The organism is Pseudarthrobacter sp. RHLT3-21 (genome assembly GCF_059383495.1).
Window position 1 is genome coordinate 122758 of sequence record NZ_JBWZCI010000008.1, and the last position, 14849, is coordinate 137606.

The 14849-nt window shown below is 64.3% G+C and carries 13 protein-coding genes and 1 tRNA gene; 10 read left to right on the plus strand and 4 right to left on the minus strand.

Annotated features, from left to right (window positions below; all coding sequences use genetic code 11):
* Positions 1-8: 8 nt before the first annotated feature.
* The 10 genes from AC50YA_RS11220 to AC50YA_RS11265 all read left to right on the plus strand — a co-directional run bounded on the left by AC50YA_RS11220 (position 9) and on the right by AC50YA_RS11265 (position 10164).
* Positions 9-644 carry a MazG nucleotide pyrophosphohydrolase domain-containing protein gene (locus AC50YA_RS11220; RefSeq protein WP_494982418.1) on the plus strand — a complete coding sequence of 212 codons (636 nt, stop codon included), beginning with the start codon at positions 9-11 and terminating at the stop codon, positions 642-644.
* A 130-nt stretch (positions 645-774) separates the two neighbouring features.
* Entirely contained in the window at positions 775-2055 is a 1281-nt protein-coding gene (gene eno / locus AC50YA_RS11225) for a phosphopyruvate hydratase (RefSeq protein ID WP_056343550.1), read from the plus strand.
* Between the two features lie 134 nt (positions 2056-2189).
* Entirely contained in the window at positions 2190-2855 is a 666-nt protein-coding gene (locus AC50YA_RS11230) for an FtsB family cell division protein (protein ID WP_494982361.1), read from the plus strand.
* Between the two features lie 28 nt (positions 2856-2883).
* Positions 2884-3555, plus strand: a complete 672-nt coding sequence (locus AC50YA_RS11235) for a DUF501 domain-containing protein (RefSeq protein ID WP_494982362.1) — start codon at positions 2884-2886, stop codon at positions 3553-3555.
* Entirely contained in the window at positions 3552-4499 is a 948-nt protein-coding gene (locus AC50YA_RS11240) for a Ppx/GppA phosphatase family protein (protein ID WP_494982363.1), read from the plus strand. Before AC50YA_RS11235 ends, AC50YA_RS11240 begins: the two co-directional genes overlap by 4 nt.
* Positions 4500-4533: 34 nt before the next feature.
* Positions 4534-5907, plus strand: a complete 1374-nt coding sequence (locus AC50YA_RS11245; RefSeq protein ID WP_494982364.1) for a S8 family serine peptidase — start codon at positions 4534-4536, stop codon at positions 5905-5907.
* Between the two features lie 38 nt (positions 5908-5945).
* Entirely contained in the window at positions 5946-7445 is a 1500-nt protein-coding gene (locus AC50YA_RS11250) for an NAD(P)/FAD-dependent oxidoreductase (RefSeq protein ID WP_494982365.1), read from the plus strand.
* 112 nt (positions 7446-7557) lie between these two features.
* Positions 7558-8502 carry an N-acetyltransferase gene (locus AC50YA_RS11255; RefSeq protein WP_494982366.1) on the plus strand — a complete coding sequence of 315 codons (945 nt, stop codon included), beginning with the start codon at positions 7558-7560 and terminating at the stop codon, positions 8500-8502.
* A gap of 20 nt (positions 8503-8522) precedes the next feature.
* Positions 8523-8596, plus strand: a tRNA-Leu gene (locus AC50YA_RS11260).
* Between the two features lie 221 nt (positions 8597-8817).
* Positions 8818-10164 (plus strand): ABC transporter substrate-binding protein, encoded by a 1347-nt coding sequence (locus AC50YA_RS11265; protein ID WP_494982367.1) that lies wholly within the window; start codon positions 8818-8820, stop codon positions 10162-10164.
* A gap of 164 nt (positions 10165-10328) precedes the next feature.
* Here AC50YA_RS11265 and AC50YA_RS11270 read toward each other — a convergent pair whose 3' ends face one another.
* The 4 genes from AC50YA_RS11270 to AC50YA_RS11285 are packed head-to-tail and all read right to left on the minus strand — an operon-like array spanning position 10329 to position 14373.
* Positions 10329-11099, minus strand: a complete 771-nt coding sequence (locus AC50YA_RS11270) for an ABC transporter ATP-binding protein (RefSeq protein ID WP_494982368.1) — start codon at positions 11097-11099, stop codon at positions 10329-10331.
* Positions 11096-12115: an ABC transporter ATP-binding protein gene (locus tag AC50YA_RS11275; RefSeq protein WP_494982369.1), complete on the minus strand. Its 1020-nt coding sequence runs from the start codon at positions 12113-12115 to the stop codon at positions 11096-11098. The genes AC50YA_RS11270 and AC50YA_RS11275 overlap by 4 nt, the downstream gene beginning before the upstream one ends.
* A complete protein-coding gene (locus AC50YA_RS11280; protein WP_494982370.1) occupies positions 12112-13080 on the minus strand; it encodes a branched-chain amino acid ABC transporter permease in 969 nt (322 codons plus the stop codon). The genes AC50YA_RS11275 and AC50YA_RS11280 overlap by 4 nt, the downstream gene beginning before the upstream one ends.
* A 9-nt stretch (positions 13081-13089) precedes the next feature.
* Positions 13090-14373 carry a branched-chain amino acid ABC transporter permease gene (locus AC50YA_RS11285; protein ID WP_494982419.1) on the minus strand — a complete coding sequence of 428 codons (1284 nt, stop codon included), beginning with the start codon at positions 14371-14373 and terminating at the stop codon, positions 13090-13092.
* Positions 14374-14849: the final 476 nt, after the last annotated feature.

Consider the following 14849-nt stretch of genomic DNA (forward strand, 5'->3'; position numbering starts at 1 on the left):
GCCCGTGGATGGGCGCCCTCACCCATGCCTCGCTGGTGGAGTACCTCCTGGAGGAGGCTTTCGAGGTTGCGGAGACCATTGAGACCGGCGCGGATGACGCCGAGCTCCGGGGCGAACTGGGCGATGTGCTGCTTCAGGTGGTGCTGCACGCCCGGCTCGCCGAGGAGCGCGGCACGTTTACGTTCGACGACGTCGCGCGCGGCCTGAGTGCCAAGATGGTCCGGCGCAATCCGCATGTTTTCCGGCCCGACGGCACGCTGCAGGACAGCTTCCCTGCCTCGGTGGCGGAGATTGTCCGGAAGTGGGACGCCGTCAAGACTGCGGAACGTCCGGAGCGTACGGGGCCCTTTGAGGGAATCCCGGACGCCCTGCCGGCCCTGGCGAAGGCGCAGAAGTTCCTTGACCGGGCCGAGCGCGCCGGATCTGTGGTTGAGCATGGGCCCACGACCGCAGGGTTCCCTGACCGAGCTTGCGAGGATAGGGAGCGGTTGGGGAGCGAAACCCCGGAAGTCGAAACCGCAACGTCGGAGGAGGAGCTCGGTGACCTGCTGCTCGCCGTCGTCGGCTCTGCACGTGCCAAGGGATTCGACGCCGAACGGGCCCTTCGGGGCGCCATCCGGCGGCAGTTCGCGTCGCCATCATGACGTCCGGGTGATGGATAGGGTTCCGTAACCTGTACCACTCTCGACTAGGCTTGGTCCTGACGAGGACGTCCCAGATTTAACGCTTTTTCCAGCTGTTCGTTCCCCAAAATCGCCCATAAGGAGCACATCCATGGCGCTTATCGATGCCATCCACGCCCGCGAAATCCTCGATTCCCGCGGAAACCCGACCGTAGAAGTTGAAGTACTGCTCTCCGATGGCCAGATCGGCCGCGCGGCAGTACCCTCCGGTGCCTCCACCGGTGAGCACGAGGCTGTTGAGCTCCGTGACGGAGACAAGGGACGTTACCTCGGCAAGGGTGTCCAGAAGGCCGTTGACGCTGTCATCGACCAGATCGCTCCGGCCCTGACCGGCTTCGACGCCACCGACCAGCGCAGCATCGACCAGGCCATGATTGACCTGGACGGCACCCCCAACAAGGCCAAGCTCGGCGCCAACGCCATCCTGGGCGTTTCGCTGGCCGTTGCCAACGCGGCTGCAGCCTCCGCAGACCTGCCGCTGTACAAGTACCTGGGCGGCCCCAACGCGCACGTCCTGCCGGTTCCGCTGATGAACATCCTCAACGGTGGCTCCCACGCCGACTCCGACGTGGACATCCAGGAATTCATGATTGTCCCGATCGGCGCCGAGACCTTCTCCGAGGGCCTCCGCTGGGGTGTCGAGGTCTACCACAACCTCAAGTCCGTCCTGCAGGCCAAGGGCCTGTCCACTGGCCTGGGCGACGAAGGTGGCTTCGCGCCGAACCTGCCCTCCAACCGTGCCGCGCTGGACCTGATCCAGGAAGCCATCACAAACGCCGGCTACACCCCGGGCAAGGACATCGCCCTGGCACTGGACGTCGCCTCCTCCGAGTTCTTCAAGGACGGCGCCTACCAGTTCGAAGGCAAGGCACTGTCCGCCACCGAGATGAGCGCCTACTACGCCGAGCTCGTGGCTGACTACCCGCTGGTTTCCATCGAGGACCCCCTGGATGAGAACGACTGGGACGGCTGGAAGACCCTCACCGACAGCATCGGTGACAAGGTCCAGCTCGTAGGTGATGACCTCTTCGTCACCAACCCGGCTATCCTCCAGCGCGGCATCGACACCAAGACCGCCAACTCGCTGCTGGTCAAGGTCAACCAGATCGGTTCACTGACCGAAACGCTGGACGCCGTCAGCCTGGCCCAGCGCGCCGGTTACACCACCATCACCTCGCACCGCTCCGGCGAGACCGAGGACACCACCATCGCCGACATCTCGGTGGCCACCAACGCCGGCCAGATCAAGACCGGTGCCCCGGCACGCTCCGAGCGCGTTGCCAAGTACAATCAGCTGCTGCGCATCGAAGAAGAACTCGACGACGCCGCACGCTACGCCGGCCGCAGCGCCTTCCCGCGTTTCAAGGGCTAGTATCCGCGTAAACCTCTGACCGGTGGCTATGGTTGAAAGACCATAGCCACCGGTTTTGTTTTAGCCGGCATTGATTGAGCCGGCATCAGGCGCAGAGTTGCGGCCAGAGGCAGGCCGCACGTTTCAGGAGTGTCATGGCTACCCGCCGTCCCAAAGTTCCCAAGGCCGCTTCCCGGCAACAAGCCACCACGGACCCAGCCAAGGAAGCCGCCGGCGTCATCCGCGCCGATTTTGGCGGCACGGCCGGCAACGCAAAAGGCGGGACCAAGGGCAACAACGGGCCGGCGTTCACCGCCGGAACGCTCACCTCGGATACCAGGCTCCAGGCCGCCGAAGGGCAGGGGAGCGGCCACAGCGGTGACGCTGCGGGCAAGACGCCGAAGCCGGACACCACGCACGATGAAACCCAGCCGGTGCCCGCCAAGGCCTTCTCCGGCCGCATGCTGGCACTGGCCGTCGTCATGATTGCGATCACGATCATGCTGGCACCCACCGTGAAAATTTTCTTCGACAAACGCGCCGAACTCGCTGCCCTCAGCGCCGATATTGCCGCCCGCCAGGCCGAGCAGGACGGCCTGCGGCAGCAGATCTCGCGGTGGCAGGATCCGAACTACGTGAAGCAGCAGGCCCGCGACCGCATTAACATGGTTATGCCGGGTGAATCCGGCTACTGGGTCTTCGGCAGCGAACTGCCGGCCGGAACAAGCAGTAGCCTGACCGCCACAGCAGCACAAGACCCCGCCGATCTGCCGTGGGTGGATTCCCTGTGGGAGTCCATCAGGCGTGCGGCCACAGACTGAACAGCTAGAGGAAGGATGGCCCGCGCCAGTGGAAAAAAACACGGCGACTGCGCCGGAGAAGTCCCGCCAGCCATCAGCACACGATCTTGAAGTACTCAGCAGGCAGCTGGGACGGCCGGTGCGCGATGTGGTGGAAATCCCGGCGCGCTGCGTCTGCGGCAACCCCCTCGTCGCCGCCACGGCGCCTCGGCTGAGCAACGGGACACCGTTTCCCACCACGTTCTACCTGACGCACCCCGTCATCACTTCGGCGGTTTCCCGGCTGGAAGCCGCCGGGCTGATGAACGACATGAATGAACGCCTGAGCGCCGATGAGCCGCTCGCGGCCGCTTACCGTGCAGCGCACGAGGACTATCTCGGGGCCCGCGCGGCCATCGGCGAGCGTTCCGGCATCGGCGCCGTCCCGGAGATCGACGGCATCTCCGCCGGCGGCATGCCCACACGGGTAAAGTGCCTCCACGTCCTGGTGGGCCACTCCCTCGCGGCAGGGCCCGGCGTGAATCCGCTGGGGGATGAGGCCATCGCCGGCATCAGCGAATGGTGGACCGCGGACCGCTGCTATTGCGACGGCGCCTGGGACACCGCGGGGGAAGCCCCGTCGAAGGATCTCAGCCGCCACGGACCCCAGGGCCTGCCGGAGATCGTGGGCCGGCCCGCCCCGGTCCGCAAGACCGCAGGCACTGACGGGGCAGGGGTATGACCCGCGTCGCCGCCATCGACTGCGGCACGAACTCTCTGCGCCTGCTCATTGCCGATATCGACCGCAGCAACGGGACAGCGAAGCTCACCGACGTGGTCCGGGAAATGCGGGTTGTCCGGCTGGGCCAGGGCGTGGATGCCACGGGCGAACTTGCCCCTGAGGCGCTGGAGCGCACCTTCGCGGCCACCGCGGATTACGCGGCAATGATCCGCGAGCACGGCGCAGAGTCCATCCGTTTTGTGGCAACGTCGGCCAGCCGGGACGCGCGCAACCGCCAGGTCTTTGTGGACGGGATCCGGGACCTGCTGGGCGTTGAGCCGGAGGTCATCTCGGGCGATGAAGAAGCTGCCCTGTCCTTCGCCGGGGCCAGCAGCGTCCTGCCCATCCTTGACGGGGAGCAGGTGCTGGTGGTTGACCTCGGCGGCGGAAGCACGGAGTTCGTCCTCGGCACCTCCGCCGGTGTCACGGCCGCCAAATCCGTGGACATCGGCTGCGTCCGCCTGACCGAACGGCACCTGCAGGACGATCCGCCCACGGCGGAGCAGATCGCCGCCGCGGAAGCCGACGTCGACGCCGCCATCACCCGGGCGGGGCTGGAAATTCCGCTGGAACGCGCCACCGCCGTCGTCGGGGTGGCCGGCTCGATCACCACCATCACCGCCCATGCCCTGCGGCTTCCGGAGTATTCACCAGCGGCCATCCACGGGAGGGAACTGTCCATCAGTACCATCATCGAAGCCGCCACAGACCTCCTCCACATGACCCGGGGAGAACGGGCCGGACTGGCGTACATGCACCCCGGCCGCGTGGACGTTATGGGCGCCGGCGGACTGGTGTGGCGGCGCATCCTGGAGCGGCTGAACGAACTCACCGCGGGCCGGATCGTGACGGCCACGGCCAGCGAACACGATATTCTTGACGGAATTGCCCTGAGCCTCCACTGACTTTGGGCTCAGCCAACCAAGCATGGGAACTCACATGACCAGAGCAACCGCACGGTTCCGCCGGACCGCGTCAGCTCTCCTGGCGATGACCCTTACAGGCATCAGCCTGGCCGCCGGACTGACCCTGGCGCCTGCGGCCACGGCCGACGCTGACCGGGACAAACAGTACTGGCTTGGCGAATCCGGAATTACGAAGGCCTGGGAGATTTCCAAGGGCGCCGGTGTCAAGGTCGCGGTGATCGACAGCGGCGTGGATGCCCAGCATCCTGACCTGAAGGGCGCCGTCACCGGAGGCTTCGACGCGTCCGGGGCCGGCAGCCCCAACGGGCAGAAAAGCCTGGGGGTCAAACCGGAACACGGGACCCTGGTAGCGACCATACTGGCCGGTCGCGGGCACCAGCCGGCCGGCGCCACCGCTTCGCCGAGTCCGGGCCCGGCTGCTGCCGGACCGGACGGCATGATTGGGGTGGCTCCTGAAGCCGAGATCCTGTCCGTATCAACGTGGCTCGGATCGGCCAACCCCGCGGGCAAGAGCGACCAGGACCAGATCCCGGAAGCGGTCCGATGGGCCGTGGACAACGGAGCCAAAGTCATCAACATTTCGTTGGGCAGCGCCACGCCGCAGTGGCCCCAGAGCTGGGATGCAGCCTTCCTTTATGCCGAACAGAAGGATGTGGTAATCGTGGCCGCCGCCGGAAACCGGATAGGCGGCAACCTCCAGGTCGGCGCGCCCGCAACCATCCCCGGCGTCCTCACTGTCGCAGGCCTGGACCGCAAAGGCGCAGCGAGCGTCGACTCGTCCTCCCAGGGGATCAGCATCGGCGTGGCGGCCCCGGCTGAAAACCTGCTGGGCGGGCTGCCCGGCGGCGGCTACGCGGAGTGGGCGGGGACGTCCGGAGCTGCTCCGATCGTTGCCGGTGTGGCCGCACTCATCCGTTCCAAGTGGCCGGAGATGAGCGCCAAGCAGGTCATCAACCGGATCGTCACGACGGCCAAGGACGCCGGTCCGGCAGGAAAAGACCCGCTGTACGGCTTTGGCGTGCTGAACGCCGAGGCTGCCCTGAAGGACTCCGTCCCGGAAGCCGCCGCCAACCCGCTCGGCTCCATCTCGGACTGGATCCGCGTACACCGCCGCGGCAACCTTGGCGCCCCCGCGCCGGTGCCCACCGACGAAGTGGCAAGTGCCGTTCCCACGCTGCCCGAGCCCACTGTGCCCCCGGCGGAGGCACCCTCACAGCGTGACAGTGCCGTTGGCGCCGCCGTCGTGATCGGCTCAGTGGCACTCTTTCTGGTGATCATCGCGGCAGCTGTCTTCCAGCTGCGCCGGGCGGGCCGAAACCCGGGAACGGCGCGCGAGGAACCCGATACCGGAGCCTTCCAAACCGTTGATTCAGGCGGCAAAACGTAGTTAGTGAAGATTTTCACAAACTGTTGTATCCTTAAATCATGGCAACCACCCCAGAGCTCCAGGACCGTCCCAGGGTACTCGTCGTCGGCGGCGGATACGTCGGCCTGTACGTAGCACTCAAACTGCAGAAGAAGATCGCGAATGCCGGTGGCATCGTCACCCTCGTGGATCCACTGCCCTACATGACTTACCAGCCCTTCCTGCCCGAAGTGGCCGGCGGCAACATCGAGGCCCGCCACGCAGTGGTCTCGCACCGCCAGCACCTGAAGCAGACTGAACTCATCCAGGGCAGCGTCACCTCGATCGACCACGCCAACCGCACCGCCGTCGTGGCGCCCGCGGACGGCGGAGAGCACATCGAGATCCCTTACTTCGACATCGTGGTGGCCGCAGGCGCCATCACCCGCACCTTCCCCATCAAGGGCCTGGCGGACAAGGGCATCGGCCTGAAGACCATCGAAGAGGCTGTGGCCCTTCGCAACAAGGTGCTGGAGCGCCTCGAAGCCGCGTCCACCATCGCGGACCCCGCTGCCCGCGCCAAGGCATTGACCTTCGTGGTTGTCGGTGGCGGCTTTGCCGGCATCGAGTGCATCACCGAAATGGAAGACCTGGCCCGCGCCGCGGTCAAGAACAACCCCCGCATCCGTCAGGAAGAAGTACGCTTCGTCCTGGTCGAAGCCATGGGCCGCATCATGCCCGAGGTCACGGCATCGCAGGCCGAATGGGTTGTGGAGCACCTCCGCAGCCGCGGCATCGAGGTCCTCCTGAACACCTCGCTGGACAGCGCCGAGGGCTCGCTGAAGCTGATCAACCTCCCGGACAAGACCCCGGCCCAGGAATTCGAAGCCGATACCCTCGTCTGGACTGCCGGCGTGCAGGCCAACCCGATGATCCGCTCCTCTGACTTCCCGCTGGAACCGCGCGGCCGCGTCCGCGTTCTGCCGGACCTCCGCATCGCCGGCGATGAAGGCATCATCGACAACGCCTGGGCTGCCGGCGACATCGCCGCCGTGCCGGACCTCACGGGCAGCGGCCTGCCGGATGGCACCTGCGTCCCGAACGCCCAGCACGCCCTGCGCCAGGCCAAGCGCCTCGCCAAGAACCTGTGGGCTTCGCGCTGGGACAAGCCGCTGAAGGACTACAAGCACAAGAACCTGGGTGCTGTGGCCGGCTTCGGCGAGTGGAAGGGTGTTGCCAACATCAACCTCGTGGGCAGCATCGGCCTCAAGGGCCCGCTCGCCTGGCTGGCACACCGCGGCTACCACGGCATGGCCATGCCTACCGTGGAGCGCAAGGTCCGCGTCATCATGGGTTGGATCCTCGCGTTTTTCATGGGCCGCGATACTACTCAGCTGATCGACCTAGACAACCCGCGCGGCGCCTTCGTGGCCGCTGCAACGCCGGCTCCCAAGCCGGCCGCGGCTGCTCCTGCCCCGGCAGCCAGCACACCTGAGGCGCCTGCCGCAGCGGCACAGCCGGGCGCCGCGGCTGCCACCAGCGTGGACGCCAAGCAGTCGGTCACCGCGGACGCCAAGTAGCACTGGCTTCCTGAGAAAGCATCTGCAGTAACGCCCGACGGCGGCTGTCCCCTTGAGGGGGATGGCCGCCGTTTTTGCGTATCCCGCCGGGTGTCCCTTCTAGACTGGCACCATGACTGGCGAAAAAAACCTCCAGAGCCTGCTGGCAACACTGAAACCGGTACTGCGGGAGGGGGAATACGTCTACGTCCTGTGGCCGCATGGCAGGCCGCTCGAGCCGGGCATTGAGGCTGCTGTGCGTGAGGCCGAGGGCCTGACGGTGGTCCTGCCCCGGGATAGGGCGGACACCCTGGGGCTGCACTACGACTTTGTGGCTGCGTGGATCACCCTGGAGGTGCACTCGGCGCTGGAAGCCGTTGGCCTGACCGCCGCCGTCGGGAAGGCCCTGACCGACGCCAGGATCAGCTGCAACGTGCTGGCCGGCTTCCACCATGACCACCTGCTGGTGCCGGTGGCGGACGCGGCACGCGCCGTTGAAGCCCTGGCTGAGCTGTCAGCCGCAAGCCGGCACCTGCCGCGGCCCGAGTTGCTGCTCCGGAACGAGACGGCTGCTGACCGGGACAAGATCCTCGCGTTGACGGCCGATGCGTTCGCGGTCTCCCCGGTCACAAACCTGCCCGTGGACGGGGAACCTGAAGAGGTAGAAGTGCTCCGCCAACTCTTCGAATGCGAGGACTACCTGCCAGAGTTCAGCGTGGTGGCGGTGCTGGACGACGAAATAGTCGGCCATGTGATCAGCACGCGGGGCTGGGTGGGCGACTACGGGCTGCTGGGGCTGGGGCCCATCGGTGTGACACCCAGGCTGCAGCGCCATGGGATCGGCAGCGCCCTCATGAATGACACCATCGCCCGGGCCAACGCGGCGGGGGAAGGCGGGATTGCGTTGCTGGGCAGCACCGAATACTACCCGCGCTTCGGCTTTGTCCCGGCTGCGTCCTTCGGCATCCTGCCGCCCGACGACGCCTGGAGCGACCACTTCCAGCTGCTCCCGCTGGCACTCTGGCCCGGCGGAGTCCACGGGACATTCCGGTACGCCGGGCCGCTTGCGGGCGAATGACGGGATACCATAGACCGGGCGCCCCAGTAGCCCAATTGGCAGAGGCAGCGGACTTAAAATCCGCGTGTTGTGGGTTCGAGTCCCACCTGGGGTACAAATTTTCTCCCACGGCGCCCTCTTGCGGCCGCCATGCGTCCCGCACGAGCTCGAACGGAGCATCGCCGCCGTTGATTTCGCATATGCAACGACTGTTATAAGGATGTGACCTCAGTCACTTATATCCTCCGCGGATTTGCATTAGCTTGAAGTTAAATCAGGAACACCTGATCATCCGCGTCAAAGGCCGTTCGCACCTTTCGATCCAGGAGATTGTCAATGATTTCACTTTCCCCGGCGGCACCCCGTCTTGCCAAGCTCACAGCGCTTAGCGTCGGCGTCGCCTTTCTGGTTACAGCCTGTGGTGGTACCTCCACCCCGAGCTCGACAGAAACCACCACGTCAGCAACTGGGATCTCCTGCCCCGCTCCCGGCGCGGCTCCCGGAAGCACAGCGCAGGCCGGCGGTGGAGGCGCAGTTCCGGCTGCAACCACCATCACGGAAACGCCGCTTAAGCTGGGATCCCTGCTCCCCACCACAGGTTCACTGGCCTTCCTTGGGCCGCCCGAAATTGCCGGTGTCAACCTTGGCATCAAGGAAGTCAATGACGCAGGCGGGGTACTTGGAAAGCCCGTGGAGGTGACCCACCGCGACTCCGGTGACACCAAGACCGATATCGCCACCCAGTCCACCACAGCGTTGCTTGGCTCAGGCGTCAGCGCAATCATTGGTGCGGCGTCTTCCGGCGTTTCCAAGACTGTCATCAACCAGATCACCGGTGCTGGCGTCATCCAGTTCTCGCCCGCGAACACGTCTCCGGACTTCACAGCGTGGGATGACAAGGGCCTTTACTGGCGCACGGCCCCGTCGGATGTGCTGCAGGGCAAGGTCCTGGGCAATTACATGGCGACCTGTGGCGCACAGACAGTGGGCATGATCGTCCTCAATGATGCCTACGGCACAGGCTTGGCGAAGAACGTCAAGGCGGCCTTTGAGGCTGCCGGCGGCAAGGTGGTTGCCGAAGAGCTGTTCAACGAAGGCGACTCCCAGTTCAGCAGCCAGGTGGACAAGGTTATCGCTGCAAAGCCCGACGCCATTGCCCTGATCACGTTCGACCAAGCTAAGAGCATTGTTCCCCTCATGACGGGCAAGGGAGTCAAGGCAACCCAGATGTTCCTCGTGGACGGCAACACGTCAGACTACAGCAAGGACTTCCAGCCGGGCACGCTGAAGGGCGCCCAAGGCACCATCCCAGGCACGTTCGCCAAGGAGGACTTCAAGAAGAAGATGCTTGCCGTTGATCCGGCCCTGAAGGACTTCAGCTACGCAGGCGAGTCCTACGATGCTGTCAACCTGATTGCACTGGCTGCTGAGGCCGCCAAGAGTACTAAGGGCACGGATATAGCCGCAAAATTGAAGGAAGTCTCCCAGACCGGCGAGAAGTGCAACAACTTCGCCTCTTGCGTAACCCTTCTCCGCAACGGCAAGGACATTGACTACGACGGTCAGTCCGGTCCTGTGACCTTCTCCGATGCCGGCGACCCGACCGAAGCCTACATCGGGATCTACGAGTACCAGGACAACAACAACTACAAGCCGTCCAAGGAAGAATTCGGCAAGCTGTAAGCCGCTTCCACAGACGCACAGAAGCCCCCGTCCAAGTTCGGACGGGGGCTTCTGTGCGTGCGGGCGAGGCCGGAGCCCAGGGCGGCACGCAAAGGGGGCCGCCACCGGCTGGTGACGGCCCCCTTTCGTGTTGCGGGACGGGCGCCGGAGGCGGGAAGCCCCGCCTAGGTTTCGTCGGCCAGGGTTCCCAGGTAGAGCTGGATGACCTTCGGATCCTTCATGAGCTCCCGGCCCGTGCCTGTGTATGCGTCCTTACCCTGGTCAAGCACGTAGGCGCGGTCGCAGATCTGCAGGCAGCGGCGCGCGTTCTGCTCCACCATGATGACCGATACGCCTGCCCGGTTGATCTCGTGGACCCGCAGGAATGTCTCATCCTGCTTGACGGGGGAGAGGCCTGCCGATGGCTCATCGAGCAGCAGGACGGCCGGTTCCATCATCAGGGCCCTTCCCATGGCAACCATTTGTCGTTCACCACCGGAGAGCGAGCCCGCCCGCTGGGCACGGCGCTTGCCGAGTTCAGGGAAGAGGCTGGTGACGAAGTCAAACCGTTCGGCGAAGTCCTTGGGCCGCTGGAACATGCCCATCTGCATGTTCTCCTCGATGGTGAGGGTGGAAAACACGTTGTTGTTCTGCGGGACGAATCCCACGCCCTTGGAGACGAGCCTGTTGGCCTTCAGTCCGGTGATGTCCTGGCCGCGCACCACAACAGTACCGGAATGGACCTTCACCAGGCCGAACATCGCTTTAAGCAGCGTGGACTTGCCCGCGCCGTTGGGGCCGATGATGCCGATCAGTTCGCCTTTGCGGGCTTCGATGCTGCAGCCGTTGAGGATGTTCACTCCGGGAAGATACCCGGCCACAAGGTCGGTTACCTTTACGACTGAGTCGTGCGATGCTGCGGTGCTTGCGGCGGGCGCCGGGCTGGTGGCACTCATTCGGTGTCCCTCTTTCTGGATCCGGGCTCGTCGGAATCCGCGGCGACGATGTCGAGGGCGATGATGCCGGCGTTTTCGGTGCCGACGATGGACTCCTCGTCGGCTACGAGTTCGGCTGCAAGTTCCTTGATTCCCTCGGCGTCGCCCAGATCGACGTCGTGGTGCGCGCCCAGGTAGGCGTCGATTACCGCGGGGTTCTTCATCACTTCACCAGGCGGGCCTTCAGCAACAATCTTGCCTTCGGCCATCACCACCACCCAGTCGGCAATGTGGCGAACCATATTCATGTCGTGTTCGACGAACAACACGGTCATGCCTTCTGCCTTGAGGTTCTTGATGTGGTCTAGGAGGGACTGGGTGAGTGCCGGGTTAACACCCGCCATGGGTTCATCCAGCATCACCAGCTTGGGCCGGACCATCAGGGAACGCGCCATTTCCAGCAGCTTGCGCTGCCCCCCGGACAAGGACGCCGCGTAATCGTCCTTCTTCGTTTCGAGCTTGAACTTCTCCAGCAAGACGTCTGCCTGTGCGGTTATCTCTTTTTCACGGCCGCCCCAGATGCCCTTGAACAGCGCCTTGGAAAGCCGCTCACCGGGCTGCTCCGAACCGCCAAGACGCATGTTTTCCATTACCGTGAGTTTGCCCATGACCTTGGTGAGCTGGAACGTGCGCACCATGCCCATCCTGGCCACTTTGTACGGTGAGACCCCGGCCAGGCTGTTTCCTTCAAACTGCCATTTGCCGGAGTTCGGAGTATCGAAACCGGTGAGAAGGTTGAAGAGTGTGGTCTTGCCGGCACCATTGGGACCGATTAACGCCGTGATCTTGTGGCGAGGGATCTCGAGGTATTCGACATCCACCGCGTTGATGCCGCCGAAGGTGCGAGTGACGTTCTCCGCCACCACGATGGGGTCCCGCTTTTTGCAGCCGGGAGCGGCCTCCCCGGCCGCGATCGGGCGGTCGTCCGTCATGTAATCGACGTTTTCCTCTGTAGAGTCTCCGCTGTGCTTGCTCATGCGAACGCCAGCTCCTTCTTGTTGCCAAAGACGCCCTGCGGCCTGAAAATCATCAGAAGCATCAGGGCGATGCCTACCAGTATGTAACGCAGTTGCCCGGCCTGGACTGTGTTGAGCCAGGTCACTGCCCCGGATTCAATCAGTCCGTACAGGATGCCCTGGGTGAGGGACAGCACCACCCAGAAGATCATCGCGCCGACCACGGGTCCCAGCACCGTGGCGAGGCCGCCGAGCAGCAGGCAGGTGTATAGGAAGAACGTGAGCTCCGTGCCGTAGTTGGCCGGCTGGACCGCGCCCCGGGGCAGCGTGAAGATCATGCCCGCCAGTGCTCCGAGCACGCCTCCGATGACCAGGGCCTGCATCTTGTAGGCATACACGTTCTTGCCCAGCGAGCGGACGGCGTTCTCGTCTTCGCGGATGCCCTTGAGGACACGGCCCCAGGGGCTGCGCATCAGCAGCCACACGAGGATGCAGCAGACGATGACAAGTCCCCAGCCCACAACGCGGATGAAGAAATCCCTGTTGTTCATCCCGAAGTAGGAACCCTCTGGGAAAGGGTTCATTGCATAGAACCCGCCCTCGAAGGCGGCCAGTCCGTTGGCGGACCCAGTCACGGACGTGAGCTGGTTGGTGGTGACGATGTAGCGGACGATTTCGGCCGCGGCAATGGTGACAATTGCCAGGTAGTCAGCCCGGAGCCGCAGGGTTGGGATACCCAGCAACAGGGCAAAAATGGCCGCACAGATAATGGCGATGAGAAGTCCGACAAAAAACGGAACGCCGAATGTGAGGGTGGAGATGGCAAAGCCGTAGGCTCCCACTGCCATAAAGCCGGCCTGGCCGAAGTTCAACAGGCCCGAGTAGCCGAAGTGAACCGCGAGGCCGAGAGCGGCAAGCGCGTAGGCCGCCGTCGTCGGGCTGAACAGTTCACCGGCAGCGCTGGAAAGTATGAATCCGAAGTCCATGGCTGCCTCCTAACCCACGCGCTCGCGACGGCCCAGGATGCCCTGGGGCCGGAACAAGAGGACAACGATCATGATGAACAGTGCTCCCACATATTTGAGGTCGGCTGCGAGGCCGAACACGGTGGTCAGCTCCACGAAGATGCCGACGATGATTGACCCGATCAACGCACCGAAGACGGTGCCTAGTCCGCCGAGGGTCACGCCGGCGAAGATGAGCAACAGGATCTGCGAGCCCATATCGAACGTGACGCCGGGGCGATAGTACGCCCACAGAATGCCGCCGAGCGAGGCCAGCATGCCGCCAGCCACCCAGACGATGCGGATCACGTTGTCGACGTCGATTCCGGAGGCGGCGGCGAGCGCCGGGTTGTCGGCCACAGCGCGGGTGGCCTTGCCCAGCCTGGTCTTCAGCAGAATGATGCCGATCAGGGCGATCACCACAGCACTGATGACGAGGGACCACAGATTATTGGGCGAGATGGAGACGGGGCCGAGTTGGATTTCCGCACTCTGTGCATAGGGAAGTTGCTGGGTGGCGCCGCCGAAGTAGAACTGGATGACGTAGCGGACGGCCAGAGCGAGGCCGATGCTGACGATCATCATCGGCACCAGGCCCGTCCCGCGCCTGCGCAGCGGTTTCCACAGGCCGGCGTCCTGGACGTAGCCGAACAATCCGCCGCCGAGCAGGGAAAGGATGATCGCCAGCCAGAAGGGAAGGCCAACTGCGTTGAACGTGAAGACGAGCACGGCGCCGAGGGTGACCATTTCACCGTGTGCGAAGTTGGTCAGTCCCGTGGTTCCGAAGATCAGGGAAAGTCCCACGGAAGCCAGCGCCAACAGGAGGCCAAAGCTCAGCCCCGCCACGAGCCGGTTGAGGAGATTCTGGCCGAAGTCCTGCTGCTGGACCACGATGCCCTCACCGAAGGCGAAAATCACCGAGAGGTTGGAGGTCTGGCTGAACGTGACACTGCGGGGGTTTTCCTGGCCCTCCGCGAGCTTGATGCCCTCCGGCAGGGTCGATTCGTCCAGCTCGATCTCATAGGTGCCCTGGACAGGGACGCCGATGCTCCAGGACCCGTTGGCCGCGGATTTGGCGGTCCCTTCGAAGTCCCCGCTCCTGGCGGTTATGGTGACATCGGCGATCGGGGCGCGCGCGTCATCCCGTAGGAAGCCGCTGATGTTGTTCTGGAAAGTCGTAATCGACGGGGATGGTGTCGGAGACGGCGAAGTGGCCTGTGATGCCGGGGCGACGACGAGCAGTATTGCGACGACAGAGGCAAAGAGGGCCCCTATCACTTTCAGCAATCCGCCCGGCCGTCTGTGCGGCAAGCCTTTGGGTGTACTTCTCAAAATGAAAATCCTCCACTTGGGTGGGGTGGCCAGGGGTGCGCCATTGCAACCACTGCAAACGTCACGGGACGGATGGTGGTGCTTTCTGCAGGCTGGGCGCCTGATTGTGATATCCGTCACCGTGTGTGGTTTATGTTACAGCTCGTCAGGGGCAAATTTTAGGGTGGGGGGAGGCCGTCTGGTAGCGATCGCATAACAACTGCGTTACAGCAATGGCGCATTGGCAAAGTGTTCGCAAAGAAACTTCTGTTGATCAGCGGTATTCCTCAGGGGCGGCATGGCCTACGCGCGGCCCAGCGGCGCGGGCGACCGTCCACCCGGGTGCATCACGGTTGGGTTTCGACGCCATGGACGGGGAACTTATTCGGGCGTGAGCGCGTAGATATTGGTAGCGTGGTTCGTAAGTCACGACTCAACCC